This window comes from Gimesia sp. (genome assembly GCF_048260065.1).
Classification (GTDB): Bacteria; Planctomycetota; Planctomycetia; order Planctomycetales; family Planctomycetaceae; genus Gimesia.
In genome coordinates, this window is the sequence record NZ_JBLXHC010000002.1 from 775,717 (window position 1) to 795,873 (window position 20,157).

A 20,157-nucleotide genomic window follows, 5' to 3' on the forward strand; every position below is an offset into this window, starting at 1 on the left:
CAGGCATGGATTTTCTTTGATTGTAACCGCTGGGGTTTCCCGTGTCTAAAATAAAGTGGTTTTTCGCCACTTATATTGGCCCAGTGTTGTTGAGATTCGGGAATTGCGTCCAGACTGATTGTTTCATTCCGTTCACGGCAGGTCAGCAGCAGATGACGGATGTGGTGTGGGGTATTGTCGTGCCGGGTTATGTGTCTGATTTAAACGAACAATAATTCAAGATTGGCAGTCAAATATGGACTGAGAGACAACCGGGGCTAACGCCTAATGGCACTTACTTCAGATCAGTGTGTTTCAATTTTTCTGGAGGTTTTTTTCTTTTTTCGAAATGGTCTCTCTTCGAACGTTTGGCGTAGCATTCTCTTTTTACGCTTCGGTTGGCAGCGCGATTCGGAAGTTTATCTTTGGTCGCATAGAACAGGGCTCGCTCGAAGGATTCACGCCATAATTCAGGCTGAGTGTGCAGGTGTTTTAAGAGAAACGTTTGGAATGTTGTCCAGGTTCGTTTAAAGCTCATCCGCCGTGGAGCAACTTGATTCAGTTCAGCCGCCTGTCTGCGGAATTGACCAACTAAATTGTAGGCAACCACTGACGTATACAGCTCTTTCAAAAACGTGTCTACCTTCTTGGCGCGAATGTTCTCGGTGTCTAATACGACCTTCAAGTTACGAATATCAACTTCGACATTGACCCTTTGATTGTAGAGGGTACTTAAGGTGGCAGCGTCTTGCGGCAGGCTGGTAACGCAATAAAGCGTCAAGGTTTCATTGACGATAATTTCGTGCAATACAACAGCCAGCGAAGCGTCCCTGGGGAGCCCGGGTTGTGTTTTACGGTTTTTGGGGGTCGGAGTCCACTGGTGTTGATAGGTCTTATGTTTTGGGCTTTGCGATACGAGTTTTGCTTTGGCTCGAAGCGAGTCAAAGTTTAACTTCTTCATACGTAGAAAAAAATCATGCCCCAGGAGTTGTGCCTGGTAAGCAACTCCAAATATCCCAAATCCTGCATCAGCCATGATGATCGATTGGTCTGGCAAGCAGTGCATGCCATTTCGGGCAAGTTCCGTTTCTGAAACCGCTTCAGGTCCATACATCGCCCCCAACTGTGGCAGCAAGGCACATCCACTACTGAGCTCATGAAAAACGGTCAGATTGACAACGGGCCAGACACTTTCGCCGTGCTGATTGGAGGCGGGTGGATATTTCGTTTGTAATTCTTTTTCCGGTGCTAATGTGATCGTGGTTCCATCGAGTAAAAAAATTTGACGACCGTCCAGCAGGGGTTCAGATTGCCCGACGATGGCACGAGTGATTTCATTGGAAAACCATTTCACAACATCCAACGGTAGTTCGCTGCGAGCTCGGCTGTATGCTGCACTGTTGGACGAGAGTGTTCCCTGGCTTAATCGTTTGTTTTCAGGAAGGTAGCCAGGTTGATTTTCAATCAGATGCTTCACCGCTGCTTCGAGTGAAGCATCTGGTTTGAGTCGTTGAAAAATCAGCATCCACAGCACAACGCAGGCGGTATAGATTGCATTGGGGCGCCTGGGATGCAGTTGATCGGCTTGGCGTAAGTCCACCAATTCTTTAAGTTGTTCGAAGGCACGATCGAATTCAAGAATCTGTTCCGGTGATTGTTTCACAGCGTGATTACTCCTGTCAAATTGGCGGCCTATTTTCAAGAATAAAAATCTGCGCAAATCCCATACCAAACGGCAGGGGTAACCAACTTAATTTAAAGTAAGTGCCATTAGGCCTTAGCCCCGGTTGTCTCCCGATCTACAGAAACCGCCCCGAACCCCAAACAGCTGATATAAAAAGGGTGCCCCCGGATGCAATCCGGGGTTGTCGCAGACAACAGGAAACTGTCAGAGAAATCGCACCACCAGGTAACACATCACCAACCTCCCCCACAGGAACGCCCCCAGGTGTCCCCCCGCCTGGCAACTATCGCCCCCGCTCCGCCCCCCATGGCAAACCAATGAAACTTTCGAACTGGAATTTTCTACCACGAAAAAACACGAACAGACACGAAAGAAAAATCAGCCGCACGGCGTTAGCCGCGGTTAACTGTGATTCAAAGTAAATCGCCGGTTACCACAGTTGGCTCTCCCCACTATGTCTGAGCAACCAGCCCCAAAGCGGGTAAGCCCGGATGCACATCCGGGCCGAGCGCAGCGAGCAGGAGGTCGCAGCTGCCCCGTTCAATCCAATACCAGGCATCCCACTCCCACCCGGCTCAACCAAAACCGATCTGCGAAATAATCAGTCCTCGTCGCGGTCTCCCTGGTACTTCTTGAAATTCTCCGCCTGCTCAAAAATCTCCTGGTAAACCTCGTCGCGGTCGATCGGGGGATAGCCGTTGTTGGCCAGCAGGATGATCAGATTCACCTTGAGCTCGGCTTTAGTCAACAGCATAGAAGCAGTAGCCCTGTTCAGGGAGAGTTAGCTCACATTCTTTCCCTGTTTTACTTTCGTTCAGATCGAAATCGCGGTATTCTGATATTTTGCAACGGGTTAGGCAGAGTAATCATCCCGAGATACCGATCCAGTCTGAGAACGACCCGTGTATCAAATCTCAATACATATGTAATGTCTGACCAATCATTAAAACATCTCGATCTAAAATTCTGTTCCATTTTAAAACGATGTTTTTGATCATTACCTTTCGATAATGTAAGACACAGTAACGAACTTCAGAAAGTTCCATCAATGCCAGATGAATTTTTCAGCCATCCCATTCTCAATTCTCCCTATGAATACCCTGCGCGGCATTGGGAACTGGACGAGAATGGGCAACCGACTCAGAAGATTATTGAGAGCCGGCGACAGGCTGAATTTGTAACCCCCATCCCTAAACCCAGGAAACGCAAGAAATCAAAAGCTCAACAGGAAATGGTCCTGGATGAAGGGCTGGGACTTTCGACGAAGGAACAGCAGTACGACCTCACCTCTCTGATCAACAAAGTACGTCGCTATGTCGATGAATGGCGGGCCGATCCCAATCCGCAGAACTGGCGTGTCACACCGGAAACGGCCCGCTTGCTGCAACACTGGCGACATCATTCCTTTAATCACATCCGTCCCTTTTTCTGTCAGGTCGAAGCCGTCGAAACCGCCATCTGGTTAACCGAGGTCGCGCCGCAATCAGGTAAACGAGGAAAAGAGATCCTGGATCACCTGGCAACTGTCAATGAAGAAGCCAACCCGGAATTGATGCGACTGGCATTAAAGTTGGCGACTGGTGCAGGAAAAACCACCGTCATGGCAATGTTGATCGCCTGGCAAACCGTGAATGCCGTCCGTCGACCGGCCAGTAAAAAGTTTACCCGTGGGTTTCTGGTCGTTGCACCAGGTCTAACCATTCGCGATCGTCTGCGCGTACTTCAACCCAACGATCCGGACAGCTACTACATGAGCCGTGAGCTGGTCCCGAATGACATGCTGGCCGATATTGACCGAGCCAAAATTGTGATCACTAACTATCACGCCTTTAAACTTCGCGAAAGAATGGATATTTCCAAAGGTGGTCGTTCACTGCTGCAGGGCCGCGGTGAGGCGCTGAATACTCTGGAAACAGAGGGGCAGATGATGCAGCGCGTCATGCCCGATCTGATGGGCATGAAAAACGTTCTGGTTCTGAATGACGAAGCGCATCACTGTTATCGAGAAAAGGCCAGCGAGGAAGACGAGGATCTGAAAGGGGATGCAAAGAAAGAAGCAGAAGAACATAAAGAGGCCGCCCGGATGTGGATCAGCGGGCTGGAAGCCGTCAAACGGAAAATTGGTGTGTCCCAGGTCATCGATCTCTCTGCAACCCCCTTCTTTCTGAGTGGCAGCGGCTATGTCGAAGGCACACTTTTTCCCTGGACGATGTCTGACTTCTCGCTGATGGACGCCATTGAGTGTGGCATTGTGAAACTGCCCCGTGTGCCGGTGGCCGATAACATTCCCGGCGAAGAGATGCCGGTGTTCCGAAATCTCTGGGAGCATATCGGCAAAGAGATGCCGAAAAAAGGGCGAGTGAAAGGGAAACCGCTGGACCCACTCAGTCTTCCCAACAAACTGCAAACGGCGTTGGAAGCACTCTACGGTCACTATGAAAAAACATTTCATCTCTGGCAGGAACACGGCATTAAAGTTCCCCCCTGCTTCATTGTGGTCTGTAACAATACGGCGACATCGAAACTGGTTTATGACTTTATCTCAGGTTTTCAGTGGGAAAACGCAGACGGCTCGACGAATCATGTTCCAGGTCGCTTTGAATTATTTCGCAATACCGATGAGCAGGGAAATGAATTAGGACGGCCGAATACACTGCTGATCGACAGTCAGCAGCTCGAATCAGGAGAAGCACTCGATAAAAACTTTCGGACTCTGGCCGGGACTGAAATCGAACGCTTTCGTTATGAACTCAAGCAGCGGGGAGATCACAAATCTGCCGAAAACATTACCGATCAGGATCTGCTCCGCGAAGTCATGAATACGGTCGGCAAGGAAGGACGACTGGGAGAATCGATCCGCTGTGTCGTTTCGGTTTCGATGCTGACTGAAGGCTGGGATGCCAACACGGTGACTCATGTTCTGGGAGTCCGTGCCTTTGGGACACAACTGTTGTGCGAGCAGGTGATTGGCCGGGCTTTGCGGCGGCAGTCTTATGATTTGAATGAAGCAGGCTTGTTCAACGTCGAATATGCGGACGTGTTAGGCATCCCCTTTGATTTCAATGCCAAGCCCGTTGTTTCCAAACCGCAACCGCCGCGTGAAACGGTACAGGTCAAAGCGGTCCGTCCTGATCGCGATCATCTGGAAATCAGATTCCCGCGTGTGGAAGGGTACCGGGTGGAGCTGCCGAAAGAAAAACTGGAAGCGGAATTTAATGAGGATTCCGTACTGGAACTCACTCCCCAACTGATCGGCCCGACCAGAAACCGGAATGAAGGGATCATCGGCGAAGGCGTGGATCTCAATCTGCTGCATACCGGAGACATAAGACGTTCGACCCTGTTGTTTCACCTCACCAAACGTCTGCTGTTTACCAAGTGGCGTGATCCCGAAAAAGAACTGGGGCTGCACCTGTTTGGTCAACTCAAACAGATCGCCGGCCAATGGCTTGATACTTGCCTGATCTGTAAAGGGAGTACCTATCCCGCCCAGCTGATGTATCAGGATCTGGCTGATCTGGCCTGCGAACGGATCACCAATGCCATCACCCGGAAAATGAGTGATACGAACCCGATCAAGGCCGTCCTCGATCCCTATAACCCCACGGGGTCGACGATCCATGTGAACTTTAATACGTCCAAGCTGGATCGCTGGCAGACCGATGCCCGTCTCTGTCATATCAACTGGGCCATTCTGGACAGCGACTGGGAAGGCGAATTCTGTCGCGTGGTCGAAGCACATCCCCAGGTCCGGGCGTATGTCAAAAATCACAACCTTGGTTTCGAAGTCCCCTATCAGTTCGGTTCCACGATGCACCGTTATCGTCCCGACTATATCGTCCTGATTGAAGACGGACACGGCAGCAAAGATCTGCTGCACCTGGTCGTGGAAATCAAAGGTTATCGGCAGGAAGACGCCAAGCAGAAAAAAGAAGCCATGGAAACGCAGTGGGTGCCGGCCATCAATCGACTGGGAACCTATGGTCGCTGGGATTTTGCCGAGTTCACCGACATCTATGATATGGAAGTCGACTTTGAAGCCAAGGTTGAAGAGAAGTTCAATGCCATGGTGCATGCGTCTACAGCGGAACATGCTGCAATGGAGGTCGATGAATGAACGGCTCCGAGAAACATCTCCCGGCAGAACAGCCACCCGAAGGTGAATTCCTGCTCTACCAGACTGAGGACGGAAACACCCGCATCGAATGCCGGTTTTTGGGAGAAACCATCTGGCTCAGCCAGGCATTAATGGCCGACCTGTTTCAGGTTACTGTACCAACAATCAATGAACACCTGAAAAACCTCTATAATGAGGGGGAAATACAGCCGGAACCAACTATTAGGAAATTCCGAATAGTTCGCCAGGAGGGGAATCGAGAGGTTGCCAGACAGATTGACCATTACAATCTCGATGCGATTCTGGCCGTTGGTTACCGTGTTCGTTCGCATCGCGGCACGCAATTCCGCATCTGGGCGACCCAGCGGTTAAGCGAATATCTGGTCAAGGGATTTGCCATGGACGATGCCCGGCTTAAGGCAGCCGGTGGCGGACAATACTTTGAAGAACTGCTGGCCCGGATTCGTGACATCCGGTCATCGGAGCGTGTCTTCTGGCGCAAAGTCCTCGATATTTATGCGACCAGCATTGATTATGATCCCCGGGTAGAGACCTCGCAATTTTTCTTCAAAACGGTGCAAAACAAAATGCATTGGGCTGCACACGGGCATACGGCTGCGGAAATCGTGCACCGGCGCGCCGACGCTTCAAAACCAGCCATGGGGCTCACTTCCTGGAGTGGCGACAAGCCGCGAAAGGCAGATGCTTCCATCGCGAAAAACTATCTGAACCAGGAAGAAATCGAAGTACTGAATCGAGTTGTGACGGCCTATCTCGAATTTGCCGAGTTGCAGGCCATGAACCGTAAACCAATGATGATGGCAGACTGGATCAGCAAGCTGGATGATTTCTTAAAACTGACGGATCGCGATATCCTGACCAATGCGGGAAAAATTTCTCATCAGCAGGCCAAAGAAAAAGCAGAGTCCGAATATGATCTCTATCAGAAACAGCGGGCCGCATTGCCGCAACCCGTCGATACGCATTTAGAACAGTCACTGGAAGAATTAAAACAAATCGAGCAGCAACAACGTAAAAATGAAACGAATGATCGCCCAGAGTAATCCTGCAGCAGGAGACCATTTTGTTGACGTCAACAAAATGGTGTTCAATTGAATACACCCAGAGTGGGCCATGATTAACCTCATGCTCACCCGCTCTGCCGTTGGAAGGGATCTCTGGAAAAACATGGCGACACTCGGCACCGAAGGAATCGAATAGATCAATGGCCAAGAAACGTTCTCAATCGAAAAAGACAGTCACCACGATCAAGCATGCGGATGCCCGGCGGACGAATATTCCGACGGCGGAAATGGAATCCGTTGTGGAGCATGATGACCGCAGCCCGATCCAGGTCGCGTATGCCCGCCGCAATCGGGATCTCGATCCGCAACTGGTCTGGCGGGGCAAAGACGAGCAGGACTGGTCGGACCTCGTGGTCAATGCGCCCCCGCTCTACATCCAGGAAAAAGTGCATCCCAAAGCGTTGATCGACGATCTGCTGAAGAAGACCGAAGACCAGGAGAAAACCAGACCGGGTACACAGCTCGATCTCTTCGCCGACTTCAACGGCCTCCCCGATGAAAACGCCAAAACCGAGTTTTACCGGCACGATTCCAACTGGTCGAACCGGATGATCCTGGGCGACAGCCTGCAGGTGATGGCATCCCTGGCAGAACGCGAAGGCCTCCGCGGCAAAGTCCAGTGCATCTACATCGATCCCCCCTACGGCATCAAATTCAATAGTAACTTTCAATGGTCAACGACCAGCCGCGACGTGAAAGATGGCAAAACCGATCACATTACCCGAGAGCCAGAACAGGTCAAAGCGTTTCGGGATACCTGGCGGGATGGAATTCATACATACATGACGTATTTGCGTGATCGGCTGACGGTGGCGAGAGATTTATTGAATGATTCCGGTTCGATCTTTATACAGATTGGAGATGAGAATGTATCTCGTGTTCGAGTTCTCTTGGATGAAGTATTCGGTGAGAATAACTTCGTCAGCATGATTTCGTATGCTAAAACTACTGGATTTTCAGGTAACTATCTTTCTTCAATTTCAGATTATATTTTATGGTCAGCGAAAAAAATTGATTCTCTAAAATACCGCCCTTTATTCTCCGAAAAAAAAGCTGGAGATGAAGGGGCCTCAAAATATCGTAAACTCCAGTCAATTACTGCCCTTGAAAATTCTCCTTTAGATATGTCTAGATTAGGAGTTTCAGACCAACTCACTTCCCAAGGGGCTTCATCAAATTCAGAGCAGAGATTCAAGTTCCAATTCAAAGAATGGACGCCACCAGCAGGTCTACATTGGAAAACTACAGTTCAAGGACTTGATAAATTAGCAAAAGCTGGACGTATAATGAAAGAAGGAAAATCTATACGTTATTTACGTTTATTAGACGATTTTGCAATCAATCCTAAATCTAATTTGTGGACTGATATTGGAGGAGTCCAAAGTCGCTCTGACCCAAAAGTCTATGTTGTTCAAACAGCAAGTGAAGCTATTAAACGTTGTCTACTAATGACAACCGATCCAGGCGACTTGATTCTTGACCCTACTTGTGGTTCAGGGACATCAGCTTATGTGTCAGAACAATGGGGGCGTCGTTGGATCACGATTGATACCTCACGTGTTTCTCTTGCATTAGCTCGTGCTCGAATCATGGGGGCACGCTACCCCTATTATTTACTCACAGACAGCAAGGACGGACAACTCAAAGAAGCTGAGGTTTCCCGAACGGAACCCGTAAAAGCTCCTACTTATGAAAATATCCGGCAGGGATTTGTTTACGAACGCGTGCCGCATATCACGCTCAAATCGATCGCTAATAATGCCGAGATCGATGTGATCTGGGAGAAGTTCCAGACGAAACTGGAACCGCTGCGGGAAAAACTGAACAAGGCCGTCAAGCAGAAGTGGGAAGAATGGGAGATTCCCCGCGAGGCAGAGGACGGTTGGTCTAAGGAAGCGAAGAAGCTGCACGCCGACTGGTGGAAACAGCGGATCGCCCGGCAGCAAGAAATCGACGCCTCGATTTCTGCCAAGGCCGATTATGAATATCTATACGACAAACCGTATGAAGACAAGAGCAAAGTTCGGGTCGCCGGTCCCTTCACGGTCGAAAGTATTTCGCCCCATCGTGTGCTGACTGTCGACGAAGACGATTCCTTCATCGAATCACAGCCCACCGCCGGCGAGGGCGCCGATTTTGCCCAGGTGATTCTGGAGAATCTCAAAACGGCGGGCGTGCAACAGTCTCATAAGGAAGACAAAATCGAATTCACGTCCCTCACCCCCTGGCCCGGTCACTTCGTCTGTGCTGAGGGTATTTACCGTGAGGGAGATGAGGAAAGCGGCGTAGAGAAACGGGCCGCGATTCTGATTGGCCCGGAATTCGGCACCGTGGCCCGCGCCGATCTGGCGGCCGCCGCCCGGGAAGCGGGCGAAGCCGAGTTTGATGTGCTGATTGCCTGTGCCTTCAACTACGATGCCCACTCTTCCGACTTCGACCGGCTGGGACGGATCCAGGTGCTCAAAGCCCGCATGAACGCTGACCTGCACATGGCCGACGACCTGAAAAATACCGGCAAGGGAAACCTGTTCGTGATCTTCGGCGAGCCGGATATCGATGTGCTCGAAGCGGAAGGCGGTCAGATCAAGGTAAAAATCAACGGCGTGGACGTCTTTCATCCCAACACGGGCGAAGTCCGCAGCGACGGTGCCGACGGCATCGCGTGCTGGTTCATCGATACGGACTACAACGAAGAAAGTTTCTTCGTCAAGCACGCCTACTTCCTGGGCGCCAACGATCCCTACAAGAGTTTAAAAACCACCCTTAAGGCAGAGATCAACGCCGACGCCTGGGCGACATTGAACAGCGACACCTCCCGCCCTTTCAAAAAACCAAAAAGCGGCCGCATTGCCGTCAAAGTGATCAATCATCTGGGTGACGAGGTCATGAAGGTTTATCGAGTGGATTAGAACAACAGAGGATCGACACCATGGCCATTTATGAAATCACTGCGGATTGCCAGCACGAACTGACACGATAATCTGTCTGATGCGTGTGCACGTAACCCCAGTGTAGCAAATGGTTACCTGATGGCAAGTTAGCGGTTTCAGGATTGGCTGACTTTAGAGGGTGTCCCGTTTGATGAAAGCGTTTCCAGGGCCACCTGGACCGAGTACATTCGATGGAGAGACGCGATGGCTCATGGTGATGTGCTCGAGAGAGACCAGCGGGGGTCGAACCTGCCAGCAGGAATGAGTCTGCCAGGAAACGCCGGCACCGCTGGTTCACGGTAACGACAGGCCCTCATGGGAATCTGGTTTGACGCAAAGACGAATTGAGATGTCGCTATTACGAATTGGCATCGGCTAAGTGGCGCTTTATTCTCGGTTAAGATTCCTTTTTATTTTCTCCACTCAATCCGCCACTGATTGAGTGATTCTGTTTATACCCTGTTCATCGAATCGAGGAATTATCATGCGGCGCCGTGCTTTTACTTTAATCGAGTTGCTGGTTGTGATTGCCATCATTGCCATTCTGATCGCGTTACTCCTGCCGGCTGTGCAACAGGCCCGCGAGGCAGCCCGCCGTTCTGCCTGCAAAAACAACTTCAAACAGGTCGGCCTGGCTCTGCATAACTATCACGATACTCATTCCGTGTTCCCCCCCGGTTCGCTGATTGCAGACAGTACCTGCGGCTTTTCCGTCCAGATTCGCGGCTGGGCCTGGAGCGTTTACATCCTGCCTTATCTGGACTTTGCGAATTTGTACAATCAATACACGTTTACCGATAACTATTACAACACAAGCGTCGCGGACTGGTCGTTAGGTGCAACACAGATCCCCGTCTATCTCTGTCCCAGTGATGACCAGGGATTCGAACTGGTCTCCTGCTGCAGCAACCGGACGAATGGGGGCTGCACAGTCGGTTCTGCTGGTGACGCCTGCGACAAGCAGGATTTCGGCATTACCAATATGGCGGGAATATCTGACAGTGTGCAGCGTCGTTGCTCTGCGACCGCCAACCGCATGGGGGTGAATAAAAACGGAATCTTTTTTGCACTCTCCAGTACCCGGGTCAGAGATGTCATCGACGGTACAAGTAACACCCTGATTGTGGGTGAAGTGCTGGGAGGTGGCCCGGGTTCCCATGATGGTTTTTACTGGAACTACAGTAATCTGGTTGATACGTCCGATGGCATTAACGGCTTTAATACACGACTGGGGACGCCGCCCGGAAACTATCGGCTGGATGGAGCGCTGTCCAGCAGGCATACCGGTGGATGCCATGTGCTGCTTGCTGACGGCAGTGTTCGATTTATCTCTGAGAACATCGATGCCGGCGTGCTGGCGGACCTGACCACCCGCGCCGGTGGAGAGGTGATTGGTGAGTTCTGATTAATCGAAGTAGTGAAGATTCTAAAATAGTATGCGGAAACCAGTCACTGTTTTTTGATCTGTTTCAAATTTAAGGTATTCAAGAATGATTCGTAGCGGGCTGACTCTGGGATTCTTAAGCCTCGTCCTGTCTGGTTGTGGAACACATCTCGACGATGAACCATCACGTCGGGTTGTTCAGGGAACCGTGATTTATGAGGAAGCACCGATCACGGATGGACTCATCCGGTTTACCCCCCTGGGTGAAAAAGGGGGGCCGGCTTCCTCCGCATATATTGAGAATGGTACTTTCATCATTGACCATAAAGGGGGCGTCCCTTTAGGGAAACATCGCGTGCAGGTGGAAGCCTATCGTCCCGTCGATAAGAAAAGGGAAGCCAGTCCCATGGACGACGGTCCGAGCAAAGAACAGTTTCTCCCCGAGGAATGGAACTCTGCTTCCACGCTGGAATTTCAAGTCGACGCGGGACAGGAACCACTCAAACACGAATTCAACCTGAAGAAACAGTCAAACTGAAAGAGACGCTGTTTAATCAGTTGACTCTGATGGCTGGCTCTCTGCTTCCCCCGAAGTTGGCGGGTTTAACGTGTAAATCGTCAGGCCTTCGATCTGATTCCTGCTCTGATTCCAGCTCTGCGGCAGCAGCAGACTGAACAGCCAGCCGCTGATGGCACAGGTCAGAATTCCAACAGCACCGTACAGAAAAAAATGAACGCTGCCCCGCGATTGAACCTGGTAGAGCACGAATGCACTCAGCGAAAATCCAAGCAGGACCCCTGTCTGAGTCGTGCGGCGTGTAAAAATTCCCGCGATGAACATTCCCGCCAGGCCTCCGCCGAACAGTCCCATGATTTTCAGAAACTGGTCCCAGATGGATTGTGTGTTCGCGCGCGCCAGGTAGATCGCTGTCAGCGTTCCAAAAATCCCCAGTAACACTGTCAGCCAGCGCGCCAGCCGCAAGGCACTGCGATCGGTGGCTTGCGGACGAAAGCTCTGATAGAAGTCGGCAGTGATAGCCGTCGCCATGGAGTTGAGGCTGGTATCCAGGCTCGACATGGAAGCTGCAAACAGACCGGCGATCACTAATCCCGAGACACCGGCGGGAAGCTCATGCACAATGAACCAGGCGAAGATTTCATCGGTGCGGCCGAGCGGGTCGAGTCGTTCCGGGCTGGCCCGATAGAAGACCCACAAGCCGGTTCCCAGGGCAAAAAACAGCGTCCAGACCGGAATCGATGCGGCAGCGTTGAGCCAGATTCCCCGCGCCGCCTGACGTTCGTCGCTGGTGGTCAGGTAACGTTGAATCACTCCCTGATCGCTGCTGTAGGGAATCAGAAACTTGAACAGGTTCCCGACAATCACGACGCCGATTCCCGTGGATGCCACATCCCAGGAATAATTCACCGCATGCAGTTTTCCCGCGGAGAGGCTCGATGAAAGGGCTGTCTCCATCCCCCCCGGGATTTTCGACAGTATCACAAACAGGCTGACGAGGGCGCCCCCAATCAGCACGAGAACCTGTATGACATCGGTCCAGATGACCGCTTCGATACCTCCCAGCGTCGTATATAATGTCGCCACGCAACCGATGACCAGAATACAGGTATAGACATCCCAACTGCTGACGGTCGACAAAGCCAGGGCCGGCAGATAAACCACGACTCCCATGCGCCCCAGTTGGAAGAGCAGAAACGCACTGCTGCCGACCAGTCGCGTGGCCAGACCGAAACGATGTTCCAGGTACTCATAGGCTGTCGTCACCTTCAGGCGACGGTAAAAGGGGAGGTAAAACCAGATCACCAGTGGCGCGACCGCCAGTATCATGAAGTTACCCAGCAGGTAAACCCAGTTGGTACGAAAGGACATGGCCGGGAACGCCATGAAGGTAATGGCACTCAGCGAACTGCCGAGCAGACTCAAGCCGGCAGCCCACCAGGGAATGCGCTGGCCTGCGAGAAAATATTCCTGGCAGTTCTGGTTCCGCCGGGCAAAATAAACGCTCATCGCGATCAGCAGGACCGAGTACAACCCGAGCACAATCAGGTCGGCTGTCTGAAAGCCTTGGGAAAGACGTTGTGAATGTCCCCAGAACAGTGTTTCCGGATAGACCAACAGCACCCCTCCCTGCCAGTTGCAGGCGGACTGCAGTGCGTCTCGTGTCTGGTCGGGGGTTGGCGTTAAGGTAAAAGGAGCGATGCGCCAGGTGTCAGTGATCGTGTGATAGAGCAGATCGTGGCCCTCCGCGGAATCAGCCGGCAGCAGGAAATGAGAAGGCCCCAGGTTAAGGGCCGGCTGACTGAAAGTACTGCGCGGCGCCGAACTGACGGGTTGCCAGTCTCCCTGTTTCTTGTAGAGATAGACTTCGGAAGCTTGTTTCTGCAGCAGATACAAACTCCCGTTCTGAACCCGCAGCACAGGCTGTTGGAGCTGACTGGCAGGCAGTTGCCATTCGTGCCACTTGCGTTGCTGTTGTGTGTCGGCTGAAACATCAAGCGACCAACCTTTACTGTCGGCACTGTTCTCAAGCTGGCCCAATAGATACAGCACATCATTCAGAACAGCACAGGCGGTCTGTTGAAGCGAATCCGGTAATCGTGGCAGAACAGAAAGTTGCAGTCGTTCGTCACTGGCCCGGATCAGACGTACTTCTGCTGACGTTCCCCCACTGCAGATAACGCCGGCTGTGGTGGATTGCAGACTGGCTCCCTGTTCGAGCTGTTGAAACAGCGACGACCAGTCTTCAGCGGGGGCAAGCTCGGCCTGCTGCCAGGTTGCTTCCGGCCCGGTGAGTGTGAAGATGCGATTGTCTGCAGAGACGAACAGCAGCTGATTTTGCAGGACGGCATACTTGCCGGCGGTTTCAGGTGCCGGTACGGATAGCTCCTGCCAGTCCAGCGCAGCAGTTTGAGGCTCGGCAGCGCGGGCATTCCCGCCGAGAGACATCAGACACAGGCAGATGAGGAGGAAATACCGTAAGACATACAGCAGAAAGCTTCCTCCTGTGCTACCAGGAGTCAAACCTGCTGTATAAGTCATTCAGACACCCAATGCCGATACAGATCCTTGATGTTATCGGGAAGTTTTTCGAAAGCCTCTCTGCGAACCGGGATCGCATCATAATTTTTGCCTCCCGTTTCCAGCACCATCCGTTCATGATCGGGCGTGCCGCGAATCGTAGGAGTCAGGTTGAGCCACCAGGGAGCATAGCGAATGATCAATGCGGCCCGCGATTCATCACTGTAGTTCGGTGCGACAGCGTGCCAGAGCCGACTGTCGTAGAGAAAAACGCTGCCGGCAGGACCCGTGGCCTGCAGTTCATCCGGGTGATTCGCATCCTGGTCTATACCGCTCATCCCGCCTGCAGCCGGGTTGTTATCAAATTTGTGGCTGCCGGGAAGAATATAAGTCGCGCCGTTTTCTTTGGTAAACGGCGTCAGCATCCAGATTGAAGCCAGGTGCATCATCACGTCCGGATAGGGGGCCTTGACGTGTGTGGTGTTCGTGGCATTGTAAGGCCAGTCGGCGTGCCAGTAACCCCGATCATTTCCGGGATGCGTCACCACACAGTCCGTACAGGAGATACGGACAAAGTCGCCGAAAATCTCTTCCGCGGCTCCCAGTACACGGGGATCGGCCAGGTAAGGAGCAAAGCATTGCGTGGCATTAACCACCTGCTTCAACAGCCCCACGCCAATCACGCCAATCCGGTGCCCGCGGGCCCGCGTTTTTTCCAGCTCGCGTTCCGCCTCTTCGTGATGCGCCAGTTGAGCGGCGACGACTTCTTCACGGATGGAATCGATCTTACCGGGAGGAATCACATTTTCGACAACACAGTAGCCATCCTGTTTGAGGCGAGCGGCAACTTCAAATTGATCCATGGTTGTTCTAACTGCTTATGGTGTTTGGATTTTATCAACCGGCTCCGCACAGTCTCCCTGAATAAGGAACTGCCTGGTTACCAGAGTATCATTTTCCCGATCATCGTCTATTCACAATTGCGAATCAGGTATTCTGATACGCGTCATTCTCGTGTTGCAGTGTGCAACTAATAATGGTTAAACAATTTGTTCGGAGCTTTGCGAGGCCTGACGAAAGTCGCCCGGCGTCTGACCAACTTTGCGGTGAAACAGGTCCATAAAATAGGCGGCACTGTTAAATCCGCAACGGTAGGCGATTTCCGTATTGGAGAGCGTTGTTTCAGCCAGCAATTCGCGGGCACGCACCAGTTGCAGGCGAATGATCTCTGCTTTGGGAGAACGGCCCAGCAGTTTTCGAAACCGTCGTTCCAGTACGCGGCGTTCCAGATTGACCTGCTTGACGACGTCCTCCACCTGAATCTGCTGGCAGGCGTAGCGTCTGATATATTGAATTGCAGTTGCCAGTTCCGGATCGGTGACAGCCAGCGAATCCGTCGAGTGCCGCGACACGACCCGGCGGGGAGGGATTAAGGTCAGATCGGAAACCGGTTTCTGGTGCATTAAGGAATCCAAGACGGCAGCCGCCTGGTATCCCACCCGTTGGGGATCCACGTCGATGCTGCTGAGACGTTCGTCAGTGAGCTGACAGAGAATATCGTCGTTACCGACTCCCAGTACTGCGACCTCTTCCGGAACGGAAATATTATGTGTCTGACAGGCGTTCAAGACTTCCCGCCCTCGTGTATCATTGCAGGTAAAGAGCGCCAGTGGTTTGGGCAGGCTTTGTAACCAGCGGGCGATCTGTTCCTGCTCGCGTTCCCAGGAAGGCCCCTCTTTGCCGCCTCCCTGTGGCGTAAACAGCGCGCATTCGGCACCGGTTTCCTGAATCTGCTGCTGAAATTTAAGACAGCGTTGATCCAGCATGGGACGCAGACCGGTCCGAAATCCACAGGCGGCAAATGACTGATAACCCCGGTCCAGAAAATATTGAACCGCCAGTTCCGCGACCTGCTGATTGTCAGGCGCGACAAAGGGAACCTGTGGCTTGGGAATCAGTTCTCCGAGTAGATCAACCGTCGGTACACCGGACTGCTTTAACAGCCGTGCCGTTTTTGCAGTGTCGATAAAAGCGATGATCCCGTCACCGTCCCAGGAAGAGATCCAGGGAGGCGCCACTTGTCCAAAACCGCAGGGGCGATACAGAATCGACCACGTTTCGTGTTCCTGTATGTATTGCCAGACGCCGTGAAGAATTCCACGACCGTACCCTCTTGAAGTTTCCACAAGCAGCGCTACTCGCAAACGATCCACTATGATGAGCCTTGTTGTTTTAAATCAGTAGTATTCTGAAAGCCGTTGTTTTGGTTGTCAGTTCCGTTTGTAGAGTCTGTCGCCCGGAATAGCAAACCGATTTTGTCGTAAAAATGGGAAGTCGCAAAAGTGAACAGGTTATTCGCTAAGTTGAATAGACGTCGATTGCCGCAGCGACCATCATGAGAGTGCGGTTTTCATTCCGGTCACCAGATCTTTTCAGTCAGAGTACTGGTGATTCACGTAGGAAAACAGGACAGACTTTTCATCGATTCAGTACGGGAGCAGTGACATTATTTTTCATTCTCGACGATTCCTCATTCTGTGTTTTTTACTGGCGGGATGGTTTAACGTGATCACGGTCTCTGCGAAAGAACCTGCGATCGACAAATTGTTCCTCCTGGCTGGTCAGTCGAACATGGTTTCCCAGGGAACCCTGGCAGAACTCCCGGAACAATTACAGCAACCACCGAAGAACGTCTATTTCTGGTCAAAAGGAACATGGGTTCCTTATCACAATAAAGTTGCTTATGTAAAGCCCGGTAAGGAATTCGGTCCCGAGCTGGCGATTGCCCATGAACTGTCGCGGGCATTTCCGGACGAGAATATTGGTCTGATCAAACATGCCAAAGGAGGCACGGCCATTCGTCTCTGGCAGCCGCGCATGCCTCTGGTTAGAGGCTTGTTTCAGAAACTGGACGACGCGCAGAAAGCCGGCGGGGGAGAAGTCGCTGCTCTGTTCTGGATGCAGGGGGAACGGGATGCCCGCTTCCATGAACCGGCATATGCAAAGAAATTCCAGAACCTGATTCAGGCGGTTCGACAGAAGTCAGATCAGCCTGAGTTACCGGTTGTCTTCGGTCGCATCAGCAGAATTATTCCGGAACGGGAATATACAGACCAGATCCGCCAGATACAGCAGCAGGTTGCCGATGAACTGGCGAACGTCGTTATGATCGACACGGATGCACTGGAACGGAAACCGGAAGAAATCACCGTGAACGGCAAGCCGACAAAGTTGCTGGCGCATTACAGTTCTCGCGGGCAGATCGATCTGGGAACGCAACTCGCGCAAGCCTATTTAAAACTGGCATCGACTGAGGTCGCTGCTCCCCGGTTCGACGCTCTGGCAACGCGGCTGTTGAACGCCGAACCAAATGCGCAGGCCTGTTGTGAGAATGCAGCCCAGTTCGAAATTGCCCCCGTCAATCTCCCTTACCATCCTCAGGGAGACAATGACCATTATGGCTGGCCCGTCGCGACCAAGTCGGGGGATTCCCTGATTGTCGTTCATCGCGCCATGCCGGGACATAATGTGAAACTCGCGGGCAAAGCCGATGCCGATACGACCTATTCCGTGATTGTGCGTTCAACGGATGGAGGCAAAACCTGGTCCACGCCTTACGATATACGAGACTGCATGCAGGCAGCAGACCGTAATCGAGGCGGAATGATTCCCCTGTCCCATCGTTACAAATTCGGACCCAAAAACTTAAGTCCGCTCGGCTACAAAGTGCATCTGAATGCCATTGGAACGCTACGGAACGGGGCGGTCATTCTGGTCAGTAACCATGGTGTCTTCCGTTCGGATGACGAGGGGAAAACCTGGCGCCATCTGAAAACTGCCTTTCGGGAAGACCATCATTCCGGCCCCATTGTTTATGTCGGCCCCCGAATCATCGATGATCCGAAACTGGGCCTGCTGCTGTTCGGCCACCATACGAAGTATAAGAATCATCGCCCCGGCACGATCGTCAGGGAACTGGCTTTGTATCAGTCGCAAGACGGGGGAGAAAGCTGGAACAACATCAGCATGCCGCTGCCCGACTGGTGTCATCAGGCCGAGCCCAACTTTATCTTTCACCAGGGAGAGTTCTATGGTCTGGCCCGGAACCAGACGACGCGCCATCTGATCCAGCTGCGCGGCAAACCCGGAGCATCGTTTGAGGCCCAAGAGACCAACATGATCAGTAAACGCTCGGTAGATACTTCCGACCTGATTTTCAATCCCGTGACCGGAAACTTCGAAGCGGTGCAGTCGGACCGCAGCAGCATGTCGATCAATCTCTTCAGCATCTCACCAGAGAAATGGGAGACGGCGGACTGGAAGCTGGAATGCCGATTGCTGGATCGCAAAGGAAATTTTTATGCGACAGCCGACGGCTTTCATACCGGAGGTTCCGTCGTCGATTTGCAAACCGGTGTGCAGCATGTCTTCTTTTATTCCGGTGCACCGGGGGGACCTGCAGGTGTGTTTCGACTGACGCGCCCCCTCAAGACCACTCTACTGACGACCGATTGTCAAACGGAACAACAAAACTGAACGCGCTCTGAAAAGAAAGTTTTGCCATATGAATATTCCACGACGCACCTTTTTAAAGTCCTCACTGGCCTGTTCTCTGCTGGGCGGATATCCCGCTTCGATTCTGCTGGCGAAAGGAGAGTCGATTGGCAAGAACCGTCCCCTCTTGAAGCCGGTGCATGACCAGATCGTCTGTCCCTGGAAACCCAATTTTCCCCGCCACGATCATCAGTTGATCTTCCCGCTGGACGACGAACGTCTGCTGCTGGTCTGGTCGGAATACTACAGTCAGTCGGAAAATCCATCCCGGAAAAAAGGACACTCCGGGATAGGCGATCATGTGGAGTGCCAGATTACGTCCATGATCTCGAAAGATAAGGGACGAACCTGGGGAGATCGTCGGGTCATCCAGCCCAACGAATGGAAACATAATGTGAAGCATCCCAATCTGGTTCGATTGTCCGAAAATGAAGTCCTGTTCTTTTACGTCGGCTGGGACAGTGCGAAACAGCGGAATGTGTTCTGTCGACGCTCCATGGATAATTGTCAGACCTGGGGAGAGCAGCGTCAGATTTCTGAACCGGGCTGGTACTGCAATAATGCCGACCATGCACTGAAACTGAGTACCGGCCGCGTGATTCTTCCCGCGCATGGACCGCATGCGGAGAAATACATCGGAGGCACTGCCTATAAAGGAGGGGATCTGCATTCGTTCGTCTTTTATTCAGACGACGGATTCCGTACCTGGAAACGGAGTGCCGACAGTATGACGGCCAAGGGACGCGGCTGTCACGAACCGGCGATGGTCGAGCTGAAAGATGGTCGTCTGTTGTGTTTCCTGCGAAATACCAACCAGCGACTCTATCAGAGTTTTTCCGAAGACGGCGGCGTGCACTGGAGTACTCCCGAACCGTCAGAGCTCCCTGCTCCGGAATCGCCACCGCTCGTCAAACGGATCCCCACGACCGGCGATCTACTGCTGATCTGGAATAATGTGGCTTCACCTTCAAACTGGCCGCGGACGCCTTTGACGGCAGCGATTTCTCAGGATGAGGGAAAAACCTGGAAGCACTTCAAGGATATCGAAAACCAGTCCTCAGTCGATGCCGCCTATCCCTCGGTAACGTTTGTCGGCGATGAAGCACTGATTGCCTACTACTCCCGTTCCACCAAATGGAAACGGGATTCGGAAGTCACGCTGCGGATTTATAAGATCGATCAGTTTTATGCCTGATGATAGACAGGATGAGTCTATCAGTATGCACAGAAGTTCTGCGATCTGAATGATATCTCATCTTTAAAAAAAGCAGTCCCCGAAAACGGCTGTTCTCGGGGACTGGCTGTCTGTCAGGTTTTCACGTTCTGGATTAGTCCAGCAGTGGATTGTCTCCATCAGCCACACCGCTGAAGAAGTCATCGATCTCGG

At 52.2% G+C, this 20,157-nt stretch carries 11 protein-coding genes and 1 pseudogene; 7 read left to right on the forward strand and 5 right to left on the reverse strand.

What is annotated here, in order from left to right:
- Nucleotides 1-274: 274 nt before the first annotated feature.
- Together ACN0YN_RS06120 and ACN0YN_RS06125 are read right to left on the reverse strand one after the other, a co-directional pair.
- A complete protein-coding gene (locus ACN0YN_RS06120) occupies nucleotides 275-1,642 on the reverse strand; it encodes an IS4 family transposase (protein ID WP_417384107.1) in 1,368 nt (455 codons plus the stop codon).
- A gap of 622 nt (nucleotides 1,643-2,264) precedes the next feature.
- Nucleotides 2,265-2,405 (reverse strand): annotated as a pseudogene (locus tag ACN0YN_RS06125) (type I restriction enzyme endonuclease domain-containing protein); the annotation flags it as partial.
- Nucleotides 2,406-2,711: 306 nt separating this feature from the next.
- On the opposite strand from ACN0YN_RS06125, the gene ACN0YN_RS06130 reads away from it, so the two are divergent.
- The 5 genes from ACN0YN_RS06130 (at nucleotide 2,712) to ACN0YN_RS06150 (ending at nucleotide 11,717) form a co-directional block, all read left to right on the forward strand.
- Nucleotides 2,712-5,780, forward strand: coding sequence for a BPTD_3080 family restriction endonuclease (locus ACN0YN_RS06130; protein ID WP_417384108.1), 3,069 nt, complete (start codon nucleotides 2,712-2,714; stop codon nucleotides 5,778-5,780).
- The gene (locus ACN0YN_RS06135) at nucleotides 5,777-6,844 is read left to right on the forward strand and encodes a virulence RhuM family protein (RefSeq protein WP_417384109.1); all 1,068 of its coding nucleotides are present in this window, start codon (nucleotides 5,777-5,779) and stop codon (nucleotides 6,842-6,844) included. Before ACN0YN_RS06130 ends, ACN0YN_RS06135 begins: the two co-directional genes overlap by 4 nt.
- A 161-nt stretch (nucleotides 6,845-7,005) precedes the next feature.
- On the forward strand, nucleotides 7,006-9,774 hold the full coding sequence (locus ACN0YN_RS06140) for a site-specific DNA-methyltransferase (RefSeq protein ID WP_417384110.1): 2,769 nt from the start codon (nucleotides 7,006-7,008) through the stop codon (nucleotides 9,772-9,774).
- A 505-nt stretch (nucleotides 9,775-10,279) separates the two neighbouring features.
- Entirely contained in the window at nucleotides 10,280-11,200 is a 921-nt protein-coding gene (locus ACN0YN_RS06145) for a DUF1559 domain-containing protein (RefSeq protein ID WP_417384111.1), read from the forward strand.
- Between the two features lie 85 nt (nucleotides 11,201-11,285).
- Nucleotides 11,286-11,717 (forward strand): hypothetical protein, encoded by a 432-nt coding sequence (locus ACN0YN_RS06150; RefSeq protein WP_417384112.1) that lies wholly within the window; start codon nucleotides 11,286-11,288, stop codon nucleotides 11,715-11,717.
- A 12-nt stretch (nucleotides 11,718-11,729) separates the two neighbouring features.
- Here the strand turns inward: ACN0YN_RS06150 and ACN0YN_RS06155 are convergent, their stop codons facing one another.
- The 3 genes from ACN0YN_RS06155 to ACN0YN_RS06165 form a co-directional block, all read right to left on the reverse strand.
- Entirely contained in the window at nucleotides 11,730-14,237 is a 2,508-nt protein-coding gene (locus ACN0YN_RS06155; RefSeq protein WP_417384113.1) for a sodium:solute symporter family transporter, read from the reverse strand.
- Nucleotides 14,234-15,079, reverse strand: a complete 846-nt coding sequence (locus tag ACN0YN_RS06160; protein ID WP_417384114.1) for a phytanoyl-CoA dioxygenase family protein — start codon at nucleotides 15,077-15,079, stop codon at nucleotides 14,234-14,236. The genes ACN0YN_RS06155 and ACN0YN_RS06160 overlap by 4 nt, the downstream gene beginning before the upstream one ends.
- Nucleotides 15,080-15,256: 177 nt before the next feature.
- A complete protein-coding gene (locus ACN0YN_RS06165) occupies nucleotides 15,257-16,429 on the reverse strand; it encodes a substrate-binding domain-containing protein (protein WP_417384115.1) in 1,173 nt (390 codons plus the stop codon).
- A gap of 352 nt (nucleotides 16,430-16,781) precedes the next feature.
- On the opposite strand from ACN0YN_RS06165, the gene ACN0YN_RS06170 reads away from it, so the two are divergent.
- Both ACN0YN_RS06170 and ACN0YN_RS06175 read left to right on the forward strand, forming a co-directional pair.
- A complete protein-coding gene (locus ACN0YN_RS06170) occupies nucleotides 16,782-18,752 on the forward strand; it encodes a sialate O-acetylesterase (protein ID WP_417384116.1) in 1,971 nt (656 codons plus the stop codon).
- Nucleotides 18,753-18,780: 28 nt separating this feature from the next.
- Nucleotides 18,781-19,965 (forward strand): sialidase family protein, encoded by a 1,185-nt coding sequence (locus ACN0YN_RS06175; protein WP_417384117.1) that lies wholly within the window; start codon nucleotides 18,781-18,783, stop codon nucleotides 19,963-19,965.
- Nucleotides 19,966-20,157: the final 192 nt, after the last annotated feature.